The sequence below is a fragment of the Shewanella sp. 10N.286.51.B8 genome (genome assembly GCF_041469325.1).
Taxonomy (GTDB): Bacteria; Pseudomonadota; Gammaproteobacteria; order Enterobacterales; family Shewanellaceae; genus Shewanella.
This window is the reverse complement of sequence record NZ_JBFRKG010000050.1, coordinates 30,553-50,301: the sequence shown is the minus strand read 5'-3', so window position 1 is coordinate 50,301 and position 19,749 is coordinate 30,553. Positions and strand designations below refer to the sequence as shown.

Genomic DNA, 19,749 nt, shown 5'->3' with positions numbered 1-19,749 from the left:
TTATTTAAAAACAATTTTCAGCGTCACTTTACAGTGAACTGATTTGGCGTGTAACCCATGCTAGTGCGTGGTTTGCCGTGTCAGTGGATGCGCATTATAGGCAGATTCTGAATTGGTGCAAGGGCTTTTTAAAAGTTTTTCGCATTATTTGCGATCTTTTTTATTAATCACACGTTACCCAGATTTTACCCCCAGTGTTATCCACAAAAACACTTGAGGCGACTGTTTTTTATACTATTTATTAGGTACAAAAAAGGCAGCTAAAAATAGCTGCCTTTTAAATTATTAAATATTGCGGTGTTTTAGGTCAGTTTACCGTGACACTGCTTGTACTTCTTACCTGAGCCACATGGACAAGGGTCATTACGGCCAACTTTCTCACCGTCTCTAATCACAGTTCTTGGCGTTGCTGCTTCAGCTTCTTTATTCTCTGTTAGCGATTCTGATGCTGCATGCTGGTATTCGCGTTGGATCTTGGCTTCTTCGTCACGACGACGCTGCTCCATATCATCAACATCTGATTGTGCTTGAACCTGTACCTTAGAGAGTACACTGATGACATCGTGTTTTAGTGACTCCAACATTTGTTGGAATAACTCAAATGATTCACGTTTATACTCTTGCTTTGGATTCTTTTGTGCGTAACCACGTAAATGAATACCTTGGCGCAAGTGATCCATTGCTGCTAAATGCTCTTTCCACAGACCATCTAATGTTTGTAGCATGACTGCTTTTTCGAACTGACGTAGCACTTGCTCACCAACCATCTGCTCTTTAGCTTTATATGCTTCGCTCCAGCTTGATACAATACGCTCACGTAAAGTTTCTTCGTGAAGGTCATCTTCTGTATCTAACCATTGTTGAATGGTTAGTTGAAGACCAAACTCTTGGGCAAGACGCTGCTCTAGACCTGGTACGTCCCACAACTCTTCTACAGACTGCTGTGGAATATATTGATCAATCACACCACTAACGACATCTTGTTCAATATTTGAAATGGTGTCTTCAATGCTTTCTGCGTCCATTAACTCATTGCGCTGAGAATAAACAACTTGGCGTTGATCGTTAGCGACATCATCATATTCAAGTAATTGCTTACGAATATCGAAGTTACGCGCTTCTACTTTACGTTGCGCATTTTCAATTGCACGAGATACCCAAGGATGTTCGATGGCTTCGCCTTCTTCCATACCCAGTTTTTTCATCATGCCAGATACTTTTTCAGATGCGAAGATACGCATTAAGCTATCTTCCATTGAAAGATAAAAGCGCGATGAACCCGCATCACCTTGACGGCCTGCACGACCACGAAGCTGATTATCGATACGACGTGACTCGTGACGCTCGGTGCCTAAAATGTGTAAACCACCCGAAGCAATAACTGCATCATGACGAACTTGCCATTCTGCTTTAATGCGAGCGATTTGATCTTCAGTTGGATCCTTTAATGCATCAACTTCAACTTTCCAGTTGCCACCTAACACGATATCGGTACCACGACCGGCCATGTTAGTTGCGATAGTCACTACTCCAGCGCTACCTGCTTGAGCAACAATGTCTGCTTCTTTTTCATGGAACTTGGCGTTCAATACTGAATGTGGGATCTTAGCTTGCTTTAATAAGGTCGCTAATAATTCTGATTGCTCGATTGATACCGTACCCACAAGCACAGGCTGACCACGTTCGCGACAACCTTTAATGTCTTCAATGATGGCATTGTATTTTTCTGTTGCTGTAAGATAAACCAAATCAGGCATATCATTACGTACCATTGGCTTATTAGTTGGTACCACGACGGTATCAAGTCCATAAATATGTTGGAACTCGAATGCTTCAGTGTCAGCTGTACCTGTCATCCCTGCTAGCTTCTCATATTGACGGAAGTAGTTCTGGAATGTGATTGACGCTAATGTTTGGTTTTCATTTTGAATGTTGACTGCTTCTTTTGCTTCAACAGCTTGATGTAAACCTTCTGACCAGCGACGACCTGGCATGGTACGGCCAGTATGTTCATCAACAATAATCACTTCACCGTCTTGAACAATGTAATCAACATCACGTTCAAATAAGGTATGCGCTCTTAATGCTGCATTTACGTGATGCAGTAATGAGATGTTAGCTGCTGAATACAGTGAATCACCTTCATTGAGCACACCTAGCTCAACTAACAGTAATTCAACTTTTTCTTGGCCACGCTCTGTAAAATGAACTTGTTTGGCTTTTTCATCGATACTGAAATCACCTTCACCAATCTCATCTTCTGTATCTTCTTTCTCTTGAACGATAAGGTTAGGAATAAGGGTGTTTACTTTGATATATAGCTCAGAGCTATTTTCTGCTGCACCAGAGATAATCAATGGTGTACGCGCTTCATCAATTAAGATTGAATCAACTTCATCAATCAGTGCGTAATGCAGCGGACGTTGAACTCGCTCTTGAGGAGAGAACGCCATGTTGTCACGCAGGTAATCGAAACCAAACTCGTTGTTAGTCCCGTAGGTAATATCAGAGTTATACGCTTCTTTCTTTTCTGCTTGACCAAGGCCTGCCACGTTAATACCAACGCTAAGCCCTAGGAATTCAAATAATGGACGGTTATTTTCCGCATCACGACGCGCAAGGTAATCATTCACGGTAATGACGTGGACGCCTTTACCGGTAATACCATTTAAATATGCTGGCAGAGTTGCGGTTAAGGTTTTACCTTCACCGGTTCTCATTTCAGCGATGCGGTTACTATCAAGTACCATACCACCGAGTAATTGCACATCGAAGTGGCGCATTTCGAAAACACGTTTAGATGCTTCACGCACTGTGGCAAATACTTCTGCCATAAGCGCATCTAAGGTTTCACCATTTTCAATACGCTGACGGAACTCGTCTGTTTTTGCTTTTAGTTGTTCATCTGTCAGCTTTTCATATTCAGCTTCTAATGCATTAATTTTAGTTACAACTTTACCTAAACCTTTCAAGGTACGGTCGTTACGACTGCCGAATACTTTTGTCAGTAATTTGCCTAACATCTTAATCACTTATCTCTTGTAGGTTGAGCTCAAATGAGCGACTTAACCGAAAATGTTATTAACTCGCTTTGCGATAGACGAACTTTCTTGGATCTATTTGCTGTCCGTTTCGCAAAACTTCGTAATGCACGTGGGGACCAGTTGAACGGCCTGTGCTTCCCATACTGGCAATTTTATCGCCTTTGGCAACGACGTCACCTAGGTTTACTGACATAGATTTGTTGTGTCCATAGCGGGTTCGAAGACCATTTCCATGATCAATTTCGACTAACCCACCATATCCAAGCATATTTCCAGACCACGTTACTACACCTGCAGCAGTTGCAATAACATCGCCGCCTTCAGTGCCCGCAAAATCAATACCTTTATGCATTGTTCTACGACCATTAAAAGGGTCATTCCGTAAACCGTAGGGCGAAGATAACCAACCTTTTACGATTGGCCGCCCTGATATATAACGTTCTTCATCTATATGGAGATTAGTTGACACTGTTTCAAGTAGAGACAGCTGAACATTATTATTATCAATTCTTGATACCAACTGGGTCATATCATTTAACAGTTGGTTTATTTCCACGCCTGTGCCTATTTCACTCAATCCTCCGACACCCACTTCTGTGGCAAAGTCGAATTGATCTTCGAGTAAATTATTTTCAGCAACTTGCTGACCGAGGGCTTCGAGGCGGGTAATTTTTGCTTGCATAGAGGCGACATGAGTCACCAATGTGGCTAATTGGGTTTCTGTTGCTTGTTTGAGGCTAATGACTTGCTGCTTTTGTTGCTCGCGCAACTTTTTATTTTCATCAACTTTGGTTTGTTGCTCAGCAAAACGATCGGCACTTTGTTGATAGATGCCGGTTCCCGCTACAACTAATAGGATAGGTAGAAGTAACCAACGCTTGCTAGGATGCCAGCGAGTTACTCCGTTTCGACCTTGGATAAAAACTGTTACACTCATAGCCTAACTCAGCCATCTTATTATCATATGAAAAAGCCCCCGCAAGATCTCAGTAGCTTACTACATCAATCTGGACAATTACCGGCATTGGCTGAAAAAGCAGAACTATTAAATCAACTTAATAATTACGTAAAGCAGAGTTTAACAGGTCCTGTTGTTGAACAGCTTAAAGTCGCTAATCTTCGGCAGGGTGTTCTTGTAATTGAAACTACATCGGCTGCTTGGGCTGCTAGAATAAACTTCCAAAAGACCAAATTACTGCAACAACTTAAGGAAGAAACCCTTCCAATGCTTACCGCTATAGAGGTTAAAGTTAACCCAGGGTTAGCAATATCACCAAGCAAAACCTCAACTAATTACGCAACTATTAGCCCTGTCGCGGCAGAACATTTACAAACGTTGGCTGATCATGTTGAAGGGTCACTAGGTGAAAAACTAAAACGGCTGGCTGCATTGGCCAGCCGTAATAGGCAATCTTAACTATATTATGCGAAAGACGCTGCGCCGGGTACCATAAAGCTTAACGGTACATCGACTTCATTTTCAAAGCTGACTAACTCCCACGCTTCTTGTTGGGCTAATAACGCTCTAACCAATTGGTTATTTAAAGCATGACCCGTTTTATACGCACAGAACTCACCAACAATGGCATGCCCTGCGACATATAAATCACCAAAAGCATCAAGAATTTTGTGCTTAACAAATTCGTCCTCATAACGCAGACCATCAGGGTTAAGGACACGATATTCATCAAGCACGACGGCATTTTCCATGCTGCCACCCAGTGCTAAGTTATTGGCTCGAAGATATTCAATATCTCGCATAAAACCAAATGTTCTTGCACGGCTGATATCTTTCACAAATGCAGATGTTGAAAAATCCATAACCATATGCTGTTGACTACGAGAGATTTCTGGGTGATTAAAGTCGATTTTAAAATCCACTCTAAAGCCTTTAAATGGCTTTAACTCTGCCCATTTATCGCCGTCTTCAACACGCACAGTTTTATTGATTTTGATATATTTTTTAGCGACTGCTTGCTCTTTAATACCTGCACTTTGCAGTAAAAAAACAAACGGACTTGCACTGCCATCCATAATCGGGATTTCAGGAGCATCAACTTCAATAACTGCGTTATCAATGCCAAGGCCTGCAAGTGCTGCAAATAAATGTTCGATAGTTGAAATGCGAACACCTTCATCATTAACTAATGCCGTACACATAGTTGTTTCACGCACAAGATGAGCCTTAGCAGGAATTTCCACTGCAGGGCTTAAATCTGTACGACGAAGTACGATACCAGTATTGACAGGTGCGGGCATAATGCACAGAGTGACCTTGTTGCCGGAATGAAGCCCGACACCAGTACTCTTCACCATCTTTTGAACAGTTCTTTGAAAAATCATTCAGTTACCCGTTTTAATCACTTTAAAATAAACATTCATGCGCTATATATACTGAGTTTACCCAGCAAGCTGAGGCGGTATACTACCATAAAATTGCCTTTTCACAAAAAAAGTACCATTTAGTGGTTTTTAATACGCCTCTACTTACACAAGCAACATTTTATCAACATCTTATGCATTCAACATTCTAACTTTACTACCAAACTGTAATTAATCAGCTTGTTTACGTAAAAATGCTGGGATATCTAAATAGTCACCATCTGCGCGAGCTGTTGGCTGTGCTACTGGTTGCTGAGCAGGAACAGCATTACCTGTTGGTGCAACATAATTTGTTGCCGCAACTTGCTCTTCAACTGGCTCAGCTTTAACTTCAATTGGTGCAGGCTCTGGGCGTGAAACTGGTTTTGTCACTAATTGAATATCAGGCTTTTTCTCTGCGCCGATACCTGTAGCAACTACAGTTACGCGTAGCTCTTCGCTCATTTCAGGATCAATTACTGCACCGACTACTACTGTTGCGTTATCAGATGCATAAGCTTTAACGTGGTTACCCACTGTTTCTAGCTCTTCAATACTGATATCTAAACCAGCGGTGATATTCACCAATACGCCACGAGCGCCAGCAAGATCAATATCTTCTAGTAATGGACTAGCCACAGCAGCTTCTGCCGCTTCTTCAGCGCGATCATCACCAGTTGCAACGCCTGTACCCATCATGGCATTACCCATTTCAGACATAACCGTTTTAACGTCGGCGAAATCCACGTTGATTAAACCAGGACGAGTAATTAACTCAGCAATACCCTGCACTGCGCCTAGCAATACGTTATTAGCTGCAGCAAATGCATCTAATAATGATGTACCACGGCCCAATACTTTCAATAACTTTTCGTTAGGTATAGTAATCAATGAATCAACATGCTTTGCCAGCTCTGCAATACCTTGCTCAGCAAATAACATGCGTTTTTTGCCTTCAAATGGAAAAGGCTTTGTGACTACAGCAACGGTTAAAATGCCTTCTTCACGGGCAATTTCAGCCACAACAGGGGCTGCACCAGTACCGGTACCACCGCCCATACCTGCGGCAATAAAGATCATGTCAGATCCTTTGATTGCTGCACGAATGTTTTCTTTATCTTCTTCTGCCGCTTGACGACCAACATCAGGGTTTGCTCCAGCACCTAAACCTTTGGTGACATCACGCCCCAATTGAATAGTTGAACCAGCACCTGACTTACGTAATGCCTGAGCATCCGTGTTAGTTACGATAAATTCAACACCTTCGATGCTGTGCTTTACCATATGTTCGACTGCGTTACCGCCGCCACCACCGACGCCGATGACTTTAATCACCGCTTCGTCGTTATGAGTGTCCATGATCTCAAACATAGTCTGATCTCCGTTTGTCTGCGTTATTAAAATTCACCCTTAAACCAGCTTTTGACCCGATTCAAAAGACTGGTAACCCCTTGACGTTCAGGACGTTCGAACTGACGTTCGATTACGCGTCTGGCGCCGTAATGAAGCAAACCTATTCCTGTAGCGTAAATAGGTTGATCTACATATTCATTTAATCCTTTAACTGGTAGCGGTGATGCAACCCTTACTGGCATGCCAAATGTTGCTTCAGCAATATCCACCGCGCCGGTAATCATTGATGTACCGCCTGTTAACACGATCCCTGCAGCAATTTGATCTTCTAAACCACTGTCAGTTAATTCTTTAAGCACTAATTCAAATAGCTCTTGATACCTTGGCTCGACAACCTCTGCTAACGTATGACGTGACATACTGCGAGAAGGTCTGCCACCAACTGAGGGGACTTCAATGCTATCTTCGCGACTAACCATAGCGCTTCTGGCGCTGGCAAACTGTACTTTGATTTGCTCTGCATGGGTCAGCGGTGTTCTAAATATTTTAGCTATGTCACTACTGACTTGATTGCCTGCGACTGATATCACTGCGCAATGCCTTAGTGCACCGTTGGTATAAACCGCAATATCTGTGGTGCCACCACCGATATCAACAATACACACGCCTAAATCTTTTTCATCATTGGTCAGCACTGAGTCAGCTGATGCAATACCTGCAAACACCAAGTCATCAACAGTTAGGCCGCAGCGCTCAACGCTCTTAGTAATATTTTTCGCCATGTCGTTAGCACAAGTAACGATGTGCGCTTTGGCTTCCATTCGCATACCCGACATACCAATTGGGCTTTTTATCCCGTCTTGAACGTCAATTGAGTATTCCTGTGGTAACACATGCAAAATTCTTCGCTCTGTCGGGATTTTCACCGAACGAGCTGTATGGATGACATTGTCCACATCTTCTTGGGTAACTTCTTCGTCATTAATTGACACCATGCCGTTTTCGTTTTGGCAGGCGATATGTTTACCTGAAATACTTAAATACACTGATGATACTTGGCAATCGGCCATCAATTCAGCTTGGTCTAATGCACGTTGTACACTTCTAACAATTGAATCCAGATCATTTACGCCGCCCTTGTCCATACCACGAGAAGGGTGATTACCTAAACCAACCACGCTTATCTCGCCATCTGGCAGAACTTCGCCAATGATAACTGCGACCTTAGATGTACCGATATCTAAGCCTACGATAAGATTTCTTTCCTGATTCTTGGTCATTTAATGTCGACTCTCTGTTTTAGTATCATCCCAGCCAACGGCAACACCTGTGTCATAGCGTAAATCGATTGTCGCTATTGGCTTTTTATTTTGTATTATTTCAGGGTAAACATTTATAAATCTTTGTATTCTCGACATCTTATCTTCTCGACCTAATTCAAGGAGGATGCCGTTATCTAGTGTTGCATGCCAAGCATGGCGTGGACTTAAACTTAAACTTGCTAAGGTAAAGCCATTAATACTTAATAAATCTGCTAATTGCTGATAGCTAGTTAACACTTCAGCTGACATATCCTCAGGCCCTGATAACATGGGCAGGGCAGCAATCATGGGATGGGATTGCGCCTTAAAAGCTTCACCATCCAAATTAAGCCAATCATTACCATTCCAGTGTGCTACCGCTTGTTGCTCTTGCAAGTTCACTTTCAACTTAGCAGGCCATTCGCGTCTTACTGACGCGCGATATACCCAAGGCAAAGCCTCTAGCGCGTGCTGCACTTCAACCACATCGGCACTAAAAAAGCTGCTCTGCATTAAGGCCTGCAGTGCCGCTTGAATATCTGCGTCACTGGTATATAAGCGCTCGCCATGAATCGCTACAGCCTCAATGGGCAAGGCGTCTGCATCATTTAGCAGCGTATTTAACTTTAAACTGGCCCAAAATATGGTCATTAACACCATGAGTAAAAACAATAAGCCTGTATACAAGTACCAGTTGATTTCACTCAAATGGCCTCGCAACTGACGGGCTTTATCACTCCACGCCACGGTTACTGTAACTCCACAATATACAATGTCACTTTCATTGGCCAATTCACCATTATATCTAGCATACTGATTGTAATAAAGTATCTATTTTACAATCATTTATAGTACAAAAATCACTCACCACTTTTAGCATTGTTTAAATTATCAAAGCCTAAATTGGTCGTGGCTAACAATTTGGACAAAGCGCCGATATTACCTGCGCCCTGAGTGAGTAATAAATCACCATCTTGCAATACGTCTGGCAACACATCGGTTAACAGCTCAGGTGAAGCCACAAATATCGGTTCCACTTGCCCTCTTAAACGGATAGAGCGACATAAAGCGCGTCCATCTGCACCAGGAATGACACTTTCGCCAGCGGCATAGACATCCAGTAATAGCAGCCCATCAACTTGTGACAGCACCTCGACAAAGTCATCATATAAGTCGCGAGTACGGCTGTAACGATGAGGCTGATAGGCCATCACTAAACGCTTATCTGGCCAACCTGCTCTAGCGGCTTTAATCGTTGCCAGTACTTCACTTGGGTGATGACCGTAATCATCAACCAGCATTACTTTGCCGTTAGCGGTGTCAAACTCGCCAAGATGCTGGAAACGTCGCCCAATGCCTTCAAAGTCAGCAAGGGCTGTTACAATCGCTTCATCATCAATTTCATCTTCTGATGCGACAGCAATGGCAGCAAGCGCGTTTAGTACATTGTGCTCACCAGGAAGATTTAACACGATATCTAAATCATCACGGTTTTTACGGCGCACGCTAAATTGGCTTTGATGACCGACTTGCTTAAAGTTAAGTGCCTGCACATCCGCTTGTTCACTGAAACCGTAAGTCACTACCTGACGGCCGACTCTTGGCATAATCTCTTGAATCACTTCATCATCAATACACATCACCGCAACACCATAAAACGGCAGGTTATGTAAAAAGTCGACAAAGGTTGTTTTCAATTTTTCAAAATCGCCGCCATAGGTATCCATATGATCAGCTTCAATATTGGTAACCACACTCACCATTGGCTGCAAATGCAGAAAGCTGGCATCACTTTCATCGGCTTCTGCAATCAAATAACGACTAGTGCCTAAACGCGCATTAGTACCAGCACTATTTAATAAGCCGCCAATCACAAATGTCGGATCGCGCTCAGCTTGGCCATAAACACTGGCAATTAAGCTAGTTGTAGTGGTTTTACCGTGCGTGCCTGCAATGGCTACACCATGGCGATAACGCATTAACTCAGCAAGCATTTCAGCACGGCGCACTATAGGAATGCGGCGCTGCTTCGCTTCAATGATTTCTGGGTTCTCGTTGTTAATAGCCGTTGACACGACCACCACATCCACATCAACCACGCTTTGCGCCTGATGGCCAATAATAATCTTAGCGCCTAAACTGGCTAACCTTTGTGTCACTGTGTTTTCAGCGATGTCAGATCCACTGATGTGGTAGCCTTCATTCACTAATACTTCTGCAATTCCACCCATACCAGCACCGCCAATACCGACGAAATGGATTTTCTTAATCCGTCGCATTTCTGGGATCATGGTGCGTAATTGGGCGTACTTTTCTGTCTTGGTCATGTCAATCCTTTCGTGCTAATTCAGCACAAATACTCGCGACTCGTTGGGTTGCATCTAATACAGCAACACTTCTGGCTTGATGTGCCATCTGTGAAACAACTTGTCGGTTTTCAGCAAAGAGGGTTAACTTCTCAGCTAAATTATCTGCATTTAATATGGTTTGCGGTAATAAAAATGCCGCTCCCGCTTCAACTAATACTGAAGCATTTTTAGTTTGGTGATCATCCACAGCATGTGGATAAGGCACCAAGATACTGCCGCGTCCTACGGCTGCCAGCTCTGATACGGTTAATGCACCAGAACGGCAAACAACCACATCTGCCCAGCGATAAGCCGCTTCCATATCATCAATAAACTCAGCTACATTGACGCTAGCAGCTTGACCTTTATCTTGATAAAACGCTTTTACTTTCGCTTCATTGCCTTTGCCCACCTGATGCCAAACGGTCACCGAATGATGCAGGCTAATATGCGCCACAACAGCTGGCATAACATCGTTAAAAATTTTGGCGCCTAAACTGCCGCCCACCACTAATACTTTTAAGGCTTCATCTTCAGCAAATTTGGCGCTTTGTCCTAACTCAAGTAACTCTTGACGAATAGGGTTACCGACCACCTCCGCTTTAACTGCGGGCAAAAATGTATTGGGAAATGCACACAATACTTTGCTGGCAATCTTAGATAACAACTTGTTGGTCATTCCTGGGATGGCATTTTGCTCATGCAGCACCAGTGGAATGCCTGATAATTTAGCCGCAACCCCGCCAGGGCCACTGGCAAAGCCACCCATGCCTAAAATAACATCGGGCTTATATTCATTAATAAAGGCTTTTGCCTGAATGATTGAACGTAAAATTTTAAAAGGCGCGGCTAATTTTCGAATAATGCCATTGCCTCGCACCCCTTTAATATCGATAAACTCAATATCAAACCCATGCTGAGGCACTAACCTTGCCTCCATTCTGTCGGCCGTCCCTAACCAACGAACTTGCCAACCTTTATCTGCTAACGCTTTAGCTACCGCTAATGCAGGGAACACATGTCCACCTGTACCGCCCGCCATTACCAATAATTTCGGTGCGTTGGTCATATTAGGGCTCATTTTTTTACTCTCCCTTGCACCGCTTGAATCAAACTTATTCGCCGTTCATGGTCGATGCGGATCAATAACATCGCTGCCGCTGTCATCACCCACAAACTACTGCCACCATAACTAATAAAAGGTAACGTCAAGCCTTTAGTCGGTAACATACCGATACTGGCGCCAACGTTAACCACTGTTTGGAAACAAATCCAAATACCAATACCGTAGGCTAAATAACTTTCAAACGGGCGTTGAATACTCAAACATAAATTGCCCAATCGAATGGCTCTAAATGCCACAAAAAACAATACTGTTAATACACAAACAATACCTACGAAGCCTAACTCTTCACCAATCACGGCAAAGATAAAGTCGGTATGCGCTTCAGGCAGGTAAGATAATTTTTGAATACTATTACCTAAACCTTGACCGAATAAGTCACCACGGCCATAAGCCATTAATGACTGAGTCAACTGATATCCGCTACCAAATGGGTCTTCCCACGGGTCCATAAATGAGGTTACCCGCCGCATCCGGTAAGGCTCAAAAATCACCAAAAAGATAAACGAGCCAATACCAAAAAACATCAACACTAAAAAGTCTAAAATCCGTGCACCAGCAAGAAATAACAGACTTACAGTGCAGACGAACAATACCACTACGGTACCTAAATCTGGTTGCGCTAAAATCAATACTGCGAATAAGGTAAATACGATAATAGGCTTAATAAAACCCCTACTGTTCTCCCTTAATTCACCATGACGACGGACTAAATATCCCGCCATGTAAACAATAAACACAAACTTTGCGATTTCAGCCACTTGAATTCGCACCGGTCCAACACTTAACCAGCGCGTCGCGCCATTAACTGTGGTTCCGACAATCAAGACTGCAACCAGCATCAGTAACACAGCCAGCACCAAATACGCGCTATAGCGTTCCCAGGTTTTCATTTCTATATTGAGCACAGCGTAAGCAATCACGCCACAACCCATTAAATACGCCACATGACGATAAATAAAATGAAATGGGTTATCTGTCAGTTTTTGCGCTTCTGGCATTGAGGCAGACATCACCATCACAAAACCAAATGCAATCAAGCCCATTACCGCAACCAATAAACTGCGGTCATATAGCTGCTCACTAGGCCCACTCTCAGACAAGATATTAGGCCACGGCTGCTTGAGGACTTGTTGGAATAAGCTAAGTTGCTGCTCAGCCTTCGCCATCGGCAATTTGCTCCACTAATTGCTTAAAGTCATTGCCGCGTTCCATAAAGTTTTTGTACATATCAGTACTCGCACAAGCTGGTGACAACAATACGATATCGCCTGAGAACGTTATTTCTACGGCTTTATTGACCGCTGCAGCAAGATCGCTGACCTGAATACTATCAGCCTTTAAAGCTGCGATTTTTGCACCATCTTTACCAAAGGTAATTAATTGAGTGACGTTATTGAGCGACTCCCTCAGCTCTTTAAAGTCTGAGCCTTTACCGTCTCCGCCAGCAATCAGTACTAAGTCACCTAAATGATCACTTAAGCCATTTAATGCCGCTACAGTTGCACCAACATTAGTCGCCTTAGAGTCATTTATATAGGTAACGCCTTGCTTAATACCCGCCATTTCACAACGATGTTCAAGACCTTTAAAGTTGCTGGCAACCTCGGTCATAAACTTTTTATCAATACCGCAAGCATCGGTTAGTGCCATAGCAGCAAGTAAATTGGCGTGATTATGACTGCCGATTAAACTGACCTCATGCAGATTCATGATTTCACTTTCACCGTGGAAAATCTTGCCATCAGCAATCCCCCAAGCATCGCCTTCAGGTACACCTAAACCAAAGGTATTTTGGTTTGTTGGCTCATCAGGAAATGTCAGTGGGTCATCACGGTTAAACATCACAAAGCGGCTTTGTGGATATAAGCGTAACTTAGCTTCTCTATAAGCATGCAGATCATGATATCTATCCATATGATCTTCACTAATATTAAGGCAGGTTGCCGCCACACAATTTAAGCTAAAAGTGGTTTCCAGCTGAAAGCTAGATAGCTCCAATACAAAAATATCCGCATCGGTTGCCAGTAAATCTAATACAGGAATACCAATATTGCCGCCAACAGCGACCTTTTTACCGGCTGCTTTTAATATGTCGTAAACCAAGGTAGTCACAGTGGTTTTACCGTTTGAGCCAGTAATCGCTACCACGCAAGGTGACTTTTCAGCAACCGCACGGGCAAACAGCTCCACATCGCCAATCACTTCAATACCCATGTCCATCGCCGCGCGAATTTCCGGCGTATCAATAGCGATGCCTGGACTGACAATAATTTGCTGCGCCTGCACTAAAGAGCGGCACATAAAGCCACCAGTAATTAGTTCAACCTCAGGGAACTCTGCTGCCAGAGTATCGCTTCCAGGCGGCGTTCTGCGGCTATCCATCACCAGTGGGGTAATACCTTGGGACATTAAGTAGCGCACAACAGAAATACCTGTTGCGCCTAATCCCAATACGATGTGTGAATAGCATGTTTGCATTGCTAACTACCTTAACTTAAGCGTTGCCAGCCCTAGCATGACTAGGAATAGTGAAATAATCCAAAAGCGCACAATCACTCTTGGCTCCGGCCAACCTTTTAATTCGTAATGGTGGTGAATAGGTGCCATTCTAAAAATCCGCTGACCGCGCAATTTATATGAACCCACCTGTAAAATCACCGACACCGTTTCCATCACAAAAACGCCGCCCATAATCACCAATAACACTTCTTGGCGGACTAACACTGCAATGGCGCCCAATCCTGCACCTAATGCTAATGAGCCTACATCACCCATAAACACTTGCGCTGGGTAGGTGTTAAACCATAAAAACCCTAAACCAGCCCCGACTATCGCGGTACATACAATCACTAGTTCACCAGCATCCGGCAAGTGTGGAATATGTAAATAACTCGCAAACTGTGCATGACCTGATAAATAGGCAATCAATGCAAATGCAGCTGCTACCATAACAGTTGGCATGATAGCTAAACCATCAAGACCATCGGTTAAGTTAACCGCGTTACTGGCACCCACTATGGTGAAGTACGCAAGAACAATATAAAGCAGTCCAAGTTGCGGCATCACATCTTTTAAAAATGGCACCACTAGCTGGGTTTCACCCGGCAGCGTTGCCGAGCTATATAAATAGATGGCTACCGCTAATGCCGCTATGGATTGCGATGCATATTTCCAGCGAGCAATCAGACCTTTAGAGTCTTTTTTTACCACTTTCAAATAATCATCTAAGAAACCAATCGCGCCAAAAGTACCTAATACAAATAGCATGACGATGACATATCGATTTGATAAATCACCCCATAATAAAACACTGACAAATATGCCTGCCAAGATCAGCAAACCACCCATTGTAGGGGTGCCACGCTTACTAAAATGTGACTCTGGGCCGTCATTTCTGACCACTTGGCCAATTTGTAATAACTGCAAACGTTCGATCAATTTAGGACCAAACCACAAGCTAAAAATAAGCCCTGTCATCAAACCTAAGATCGCTCTAAACGTTACATATGAAAAAACATTAAACCCGCTATAAAATTGGGTTAAATACTCAGCTAAATAAGCCAGCATCTACACAAACTCCCCACGCCCATTGGCATCCAACAACACTTCGACTACAGTTTCCATTGCTGCGCTTCGTGAACCTTTAACTAAAATAGTTACCTCACCCGATAACTGATTTACTTTTTTAATCATTGCCTGCGCGACGGATTTTGAATCACTAAAGTGTTCAGAACCAAAGGCTTTGCTGGTTTCAGCGCTTAGCTGTCCGCAACAAAACAAGGCATCAATACCCGCTGATTTGGCTTGTTGGCCGACCTCGGCATGCAAAAGGGCGCTATTGTCGCCCAATTCACCCAAATCTCCCAGCACTAAACATCGAAAACCTCGAGTTTGTTTTAACCAGTTAATCGCAGCGTCCACTGATGTTGGGTTGGCATTGTAACTATCATCAACCAGTAAAATACGCCCCAGCTTGTGCGGCACCATTCGCCCTTTTACTGGCGTTAGGCTTGAAAGCCCGTTAATAATATCTTTGAGGGCGACGCCTAATGCAGTACAAATGGCGCTGGCAGCTAAAGCATTACTGACCTGATGCTCTCCTGCTAAAGGAAGCTGCACAAAATGGGACTGGCCAGAAACTTCTAAATTAAAGGCATAACAACCACTTGCATCAGCTTTAAGCGCTAATGCTTTAATATCTGCATCTGTGGTGGCTACTTTAGAAAAACGCAGCTGCTTAAATGCGGCTGATTTTTGCGCCATAAACTCAGCAAAGTCATCATCGGCATTGATAATGGCGGTGCCATCTGCGCTGAGGTGGTTAAAGATTTCCGACTTGGCGTGAGCCACGCCTTCAATTGAACCAAAACCTTCTAGGTGTGCATGGCCGATATTATTTACCAGCGCCACCTGAGGCATCACCAAAGATGAAGTATAGTTAATCTCGCCTTGATGATTGGCGCCCAGTTCAAAAACGCCATATTCATGCTCTTGGGTTAATCGCAATAAGGTTAACGGTACCCCGATTTCATTATTAAAATTACCGGCGGTATAAAGCACGCTATGATGCTGGCTTAAAATAGCTGCCACCATTTCTTTTACTGTAGTTTTGCCATTTGAGCCCGTCAAAGCGATGGCTTTAGGGTTTACCTTAGCGCGCACTAACGCGCCGATTTCGCCCATGGCTATTTGGCTATTTGCCACTATAATTTGCGGAATATCAAGCTCAAGCTGACGTTCAACCAATAAGGCTTTAGCGCCATTATCAATGGCGGTTTTTGCAAAGCTATGGCCATCAAAACGTAAGCCTTTTAACGCCACAAATAAGGTATTGGCTTGCATCGCTCGGCTATCACTGCTGACATCATCAATACAAATGTCATCGCCCACGAGCTTGCCATTAAGGGTTTGCGCCAGCTGTGAAAGCATCAGGGCAATCATAAGCGCTCCTTTAATGCCATGTTAGACGTTGGCTGAGTGAGTTCGATAGCCAGTGCTCTTTCATCATATTCAGTTCTGATGCCATTAGCCTCTTGATAGGTTTCATGGCCTTTACCTGCAAGCAACACAATATCGCCTGTTTGAGCCAGTGAAGCCACGGTGTTAATTGCTTTAATGCGATCAACTTGTGTTAGTGCACGCTCAGGAAATGCCAAACCCGCTAATACATCCTCAATAATGGCCGCAGGATTTTCACTACGAGCATTGTCACTGGTGACCATCACAGTATCAGCAAACTGCTCGGCCGCTTGGGCCATTAAAGGCCGCTTGCCTTTATCTCTATCACCGCCACAACCAAAGACACACCAAAGCTTGCCTTTACAATGAATCCGCAGCGCTTTTAACGCTTGTTCGATAGCATCCGGAGTATGGGCATAATCAACTACCAAGGTGGGCCCCTTTGGCTGATTAAAGCGCTCCATGCGACCAGCAACGGGCGTTAATAGTGGCACTAATTCAAGTAACTCTTGCATGTCATAACCTTGCAAATACAAGCCACTTAGGGCTGCCACAAGGTTTGCTAAGTTAAAGTCACCCAATAAAGGCGAAACAATGCGTCCGCGTAGTGCTAAAGTCGTTTTTTGGCTGCTGTGATTATCCAGGTGCGGGTAAACAAAATCACACTGCACACCAGCATCATTGAACTGCATATTGTCAGTATAAAATTGCGCCGTTTTATTGGCGCTAATGCTAAAGCCATAGATGGAATCTGTTGTTAGCTCATCGAACCATTGCTGACCAACACCATCATCAAGATTAATCAAACCATTTTTGACGCAGGAAAAGGTGAACAGACGCTTTTTAGCTGCGCCATAAGCATCCATATCACCATGGTAATCAAGGTGATCACGACTTAAATTAGTAAAAATAGCAGTATCAAAAGGCACGGCTTCCACTCGGCCTTGCACTAAGCCATGACTGGAGACTTCAATGGCGCACACATTGACCCGTTCGGCTTGAAATTGGTGTAATTGACGGATCAAAGTAATGGCATCAGCAGTGGTATTGCCACTATCGATTAATTGACCCCAAACACCATTGCCCAATGTACCCATGACTGCAGCTTTTTGCTGTTTAAGTGATACCAATTGCGCAATAAGCTGGCTAACAGAAGTTTTACCATTAGTTCCCGTAACCCCAATAATCGCCATTGGTGAATGATTAACCGGATACAACTGCGCTGCAACAGCCGAAAGCTGCCGAGTTAATTGAAAAAACGATATCAGCACCGCGCCATTATCTTGGTATTCAACTTGACCATGTTCATCAGGGTTATCGGTATGAATTAACGCCCCCACTGCACCACTTTCAATGGCTTTACTGATAAATTTACGGCCATCAACCTTGTGGCCTGGCAAGGCGACAAATAAACCACCTTGGGATACTTGGCGGCTATCAAGGCTCAGCGTATCCACTGACTCAACGCCAGCATAATGAAACCAGGGTGCTAATAAATCACTAAGCAGCATTATTCAGCCCTCTTAGCAATGGCGGCCAATTTAACTTTTTCTTGTTCATTTAATGGTTCTACATTCAGCATCTGTAACGCACCAGACATAATTTTTGCAAATACGGGGCCTGCCACATCGCCACCGTGATAACGGTCGCCTTTGGGTTCATTAACCACAATAGAAATAGCTAAACGGGGATTATGCACTGGCGCAACCCCGGCAAACAGTGCGACATAATCATCACCGTAACCACCGGCGACAGACTTACGACTAGTACCCGTTTTACCCGCAATAGGATAACCATCAATATGGGCTTTGGTGGCGGTGCCGCCACGTTCAGTTACCCCTAGCATCATTTCCATGACATCTTGGGCGACTTGCTGTGAAATAACTTGTTCACCTTTAGGTGCTTGTTTTAGCTTTAAAATTGATACTGGATACAAGACACCGCCGCTACCTAAAGTGGCATACATTCTGGCTAATTGCAGTGGGGTGGCCGTTAAACCATAGCCATAAGATAAGGTCGCGCGTTCAAAGTCAGACCAACGACGACGATCATGGATAAGGCCGGCGCTTTCACCTGCTAAGTTAATTCCTGAATAATTACCCAAGCCCATTGACTGGTAAGTCCCCAATAATTCTTGCACGGGCATCGATAAAGAGACTTTACTGATCCCCACGTTACTAGACTTAACCAAGATTTTATCTAAGGTCATATTGCCGTAATTAACCGTATCACGCACTTGACGGCCACCAACACGCATCCAGCCTGGTGAGGTGTTAATCATATCATCACGTTCAACAGTGCCCGCTTGCAGCGCAGCTGCGACCACAAAAGGTTTTACAGTGGAGCCCGGCTCAAAAGTATCGGTTAAGGCGCGGTTGCGCATGCGGTGAGATTGTAAGTTTTCTCGAGAATTGGGGTTATATGACGGTGTATTCACCATCGCCAGTACTTCGCCGGTGTGTACATCAAGTACCACCACTGAGCCTGAAGTGGCTTGGTTTATTTCTGTGGCGCGTTTTAATTCGCGATAAGCTAGCTGCTGAATGCGTTGATCGATACTCAAGACTAAATCATTTGAGCTCTCGCCTTCTTCCACCATATCTAAACGCTGTACTACTTTACCATCGCGGGATTTACGGACTTTTTGTTTTGAAGGGGTACCAGTAAGCCAGCTATCGTAAGCACTTTCGATGCCTTCAATGCCTACATCATCAATATTAGTTAAACCCACTAGCTGGGCGGCAGTTTCACCTGCGGGATAATAGCGGCGTGATTCAGACTTTAAATAGATGCCAGCAATTTTCAGTTGCTTGATGTATTCCGCTACCGCAGGGGTCACTTGACGCTTAAGGTAAATAAAGCGCCTTTTAGGGTCGCGCTGCACCTTACTCACAATCTCATCAACTGGCTCATGTAAAATATCTGCCAGCGCTTTCCAGCGGCGCATATCTTTAAATGCATCTTTATCGTGGGATATTTTAGGATCAGCCCACACAGCTCGTACTGGCACACTCACTGCCAGCATTTCACCATTTCTGTCGGTGATTAGGCCGCGCTGTACTTGATTACTGGTGGTGCGTAAGGTGCGCATGTCACTTTCGTGACGTAGTTTTTCAGGCTCAATAATTTGAATATAGGCGGCACGGGCAATTAACGCAGTAAACAGCAGCAGCACAAAACCCACCACAACGAATAGTCGCCATGGGATCAGTTCAGGGTTTAATTTACGTTTAGCTTGTCTGCTCATTATTCCTTTC

15 protein-coding genes are annotated in these 19,749 nt (G+C 43.9%); 1 reads left to right on the top strand and 14 read right to left on the bottom strand.

The window, feature by feature from the left end:
- Positions 1–302 precede the first annotated feature (302 nt).
- Both secA and AB4160_RS17600 read right to left on the bottom strand, forming a co-directional pair.
- A complete protein-coding gene (gene secA, locus AB4160_RS17605) occupies positions 303–3,023 on the bottom strand; it encodes a preprotein translocase subunit SecA (protein ID WP_102440221.1) in 2,721 nt (906 codons plus the stop codon).
- A 58-nt stretch (positions 3,024–3,081) separates the two neighbouring features.
- Positions 3,082–3,981: a M23 family metallopeptidase gene (locus AB4160_RS17600; RefSeq protein ID WP_102440220.1), complete on the bottom strand. Its 900-nt coding sequence runs from the start codon at positions 3,979–3,981 to the stop codon at positions 3,082–3,084.
- A 27-nt stretch (positions 3,982–4,008) separates the two neighbouring features.
- Here AB4160_RS17600 and AB4160_RS17595 point away from each other — a divergent pair, with 27 nt between their 5' ends.
- The gene (locus tag AB4160_RS17595; protein WP_076537966.1) at positions 4,009–4,461 is read left to right on the top strand and encodes a DUF721 domain-containing protein; all 453 of its coding nucleotides are present in this window, start codon (positions 4,009–4,011) and stop codon (positions 4,459–4,461) included.
- Between the two features lie 5 nt (positions 4,462–4,466).
- On the opposite strand, the gene lpxC is transcribed toward AB4160_RS17595, so the two are convergent.
- The 12 genes from lpxC to AB4160_RS17535 all read right to left on the bottom strand — a co-directional run bounded on the left by lpxC (position 4,467) and on the right by AB4160_RS17535 (position 19,739).
- Positions 4,467–5,387 (bottom strand): UDP-3-O-acyl-N-acetylglucosamine deacetylase, encoded by a 921-nt coding sequence (gene lpxC, locus AB4160_RS17590; RefSeq protein WP_076537968.1) that lies wholly within the window; start codon positions 5,385–5,387, stop codon positions 4,467–4,469.
- 210 nt (positions 5,388–5,597) lie between these two features.
- Positions 5,598–6,776 (bottom strand): cell division protein FtsZ, encoded by a 1,179-nt coding sequence (ftsZ, locus tag AB4160_RS17585; RefSeq protein WP_102440219.1) that lies wholly within the window; start codon positions 6,774–6,776, stop codon positions 5,598–5,600.
- Positions 6,777–6,802: 26 nt separating this feature from the next.
- Positions 6,803–8,038, bottom strand: a complete 1,236-nt coding sequence (gene ftsA, locus AB4160_RS17580; RefSeq protein ID WP_076537973.1) for a cell division protein FtsA — start codon at positions 8,036–8,038, stop codon at positions 6,803–6,805.
- The gene (locus tag AB4160_RS17575; protein ID WP_372005697.1) at positions 8,039–8,806 is read right to left on the bottom strand and encodes a cell division protein FtsQ/DivIB; all 768 of its coding nucleotides are present in this window, start codon (positions 8,804–8,806) and stop codon (positions 8,039–8,041) included.
- Between the two features lie 113 nt (positions 8,807–8,919).
- Entirely contained in the window at positions 8,920–10,386 is a 1,467-nt protein-coding gene (murC, locus tag AB4160_RS17570) for a UDP-N-acetylmuramate--L-alanine ligase (RefSeq protein WP_372005695.1), read from the bottom strand.
- 1 nt (position 10,387) lies between these two features.
- Positions 10,388–11,476: an undecaprenyldiphospho-muramoylpentapeptide beta-N-acetylglucosaminyltransferase gene (gene murG / locus AB4160_RS17565; RefSeq protein ID WP_372005699.1), complete on the bottom strand. Its 1,089-nt coding sequence runs from the start codon at positions 11,474–11,476 to the stop codon at positions 10,388–10,390.
- Between the two features lie 8 nt (positions 11,477–11,484).
- Positions 11,485–12,699, bottom strand: coding sequence for a cell division protein FtsW (ftsW, locus tag AB4160_RS17560; protein ID WP_372005693.1), 1,215 nt, complete (start codon positions 12,697–12,699; stop codon positions 11,485–11,487).
- On the bottom strand, positions 12,686–14,011 hold the full coding sequence (murD, locus tag AB4160_RS17555) for a UDP-N-acetylmuramoyl-L-alanine--D-glutamate ligase (protein WP_102440215.1): 1,326 nt from the start codon (positions 14,009–14,011) through the stop codon (positions 12,686–12,688). Before murD ends, ftsW begins: the two co-directional genes overlap by 14 nt.
- A gap of 6 nt (positions 14,012–14,017) precedes the next feature.
- Positions 14,018–15,100, bottom strand: a complete 1,083-nt coding sequence (gene mraY / locus AB4160_RS17550; RefSeq protein ID WP_102440214.1) for a phospho-N-acetylmuramoyl-pentapeptide-transferase — start codon at positions 15,098–15,100, stop codon at positions 14,018–14,020.
- Positions 15,101–16,474 carry a UDP-N-acetylmuramoyl-tripeptide--D-alanyl-D-alanine ligase gene (murF, locus tag AB4160_RS17545; protein WP_372001909.1) on the bottom strand — a complete coding sequence of 458 codons (1,374 nt, stop codon included), beginning with the start codon at positions 16,472–16,474 and terminating at the stop codon, positions 15,101–15,103.
- The gene (gene murE, locus AB4160_RS17540; RefSeq protein ID WP_372001912.1) at positions 16,471–18,006 is read right to left on the bottom strand and encodes a UDP-N-acetylmuramoyl-L-alanyl-D-glutamate--2,6-diaminopimelate ligase; all 1,536 of its coding nucleotides are present in this window, start codon (positions 18,004–18,006) and stop codon (positions 16,471–16,473) included. The genes murF and murE overlap by 4 nt, the downstream gene beginning before the upstream one ends.
- Positions 18,003–19,739, bottom strand: coding sequence for a penicillin-binding protein 2 (locus AB4160_RS17535; protein ID WP_102440211.1), 1,737 nt, complete (start codon positions 19,737–19,739; stop codon positions 18,003–18,005). The genes murE and AB4160_RS17535 overlap by 4 nt, the downstream gene beginning before the upstream one ends.
- Positions 19,740–19,749: the final 10 nt, after the last annotated feature.

What these genes read in the sequence shown, in the direction of transcription:
- secA (WP_102440221.1), bottom strand. Translation starts at nt 3,023, where the DNA reads ATGTTAGGCAAATTACTGACAAAAGTATTCGGCAGTCGTAACGACCGT.
- AB4160_RS17600 (WP_102440220.1), bottom strand. Translation starts at nt 3,981, where the DNA reads ATGAGTGTAACAGTTTTTATCCAAGGTCGAAACGGAGTAACTCGCTGG.
- AB4160_RS17595 (WP_076537966.1), top strand. Translation starts at nt 4,009, where the DNA reads ATGAAAAAGCCCCCGCAAGATCTCAGTAGCTTACTACATCAATCTGGA.
- lpxC (WP_076537968.1), bottom strand. Translation starts at nt 5,387, where the DNA reads ATGATTTTTCAAAGAACTGTTCAAAAGATGGTGAAGAGTACTGGTGTC.
- ftsZ (WP_102440219.1), bottom strand. Translation starts at nt 6,776, where the DNA reads ATGTTTGAGATCATGGACACTCATAACGACGAAGCGGTGATTAAAGTC.
- ftsA (WP_076537973.1), bottom strand. Translation starts at nt 8,038, where the DNA reads ATGACCAAGAATCAGGAAAGAAATCTTATCGTAGGCTTAGATATCGGT.
- murC (WP_372005695.1), bottom strand. Translation starts at nt 10,386, where the DNA reads ATGACCAAGACAGAAAAGTACGCCCAATTACGCACCATGATCCCAGAA.
- murG (WP_372005699.1), bottom strand. Translation starts at nt 11,476, where the DNA reads ATGACCAACGCACCGAAATTATTGGTAATGGCGGGCGGTACAGGTGGA.
- ftsW (WP_372005693.1), bottom strand. Translation starts at nt 12,699, where the DNA reads ATGGCGAAGGCTGAGCAGCAACTTAGCTTATTCCAACAAGTCCTCAAG.
- murD (WP_102440215.1), bottom strand. Translation starts at nt 14,011, where the DNA reads ATGCAAACATGCTATTCACACATCGTATTGGGATTAGGCGCAACAGGT.
- mraY (WP_102440214.1), bottom strand. Translation starts at nt 15,100, where the DNA reads ATGCTGGCTTATTTAGCTGAGTATTTAACCCAATTTTATAGCGGGTTT.
- murF (WP_372001909.1), bottom strand. Translation starts at nt 16,474, where the DNA reads ATGATTGCCCTGATGCTTTCACAGCTGGCGCAAACCCTTAATGGCAAG.
- AB4160_RS17535 (WP_102440211.1), bottom strand. Translation starts at nt 19,739, where the DNA reads ATGAGCAGACAAGCTAAACGTAAATTAAACCCTGAACTGATCCCATGG.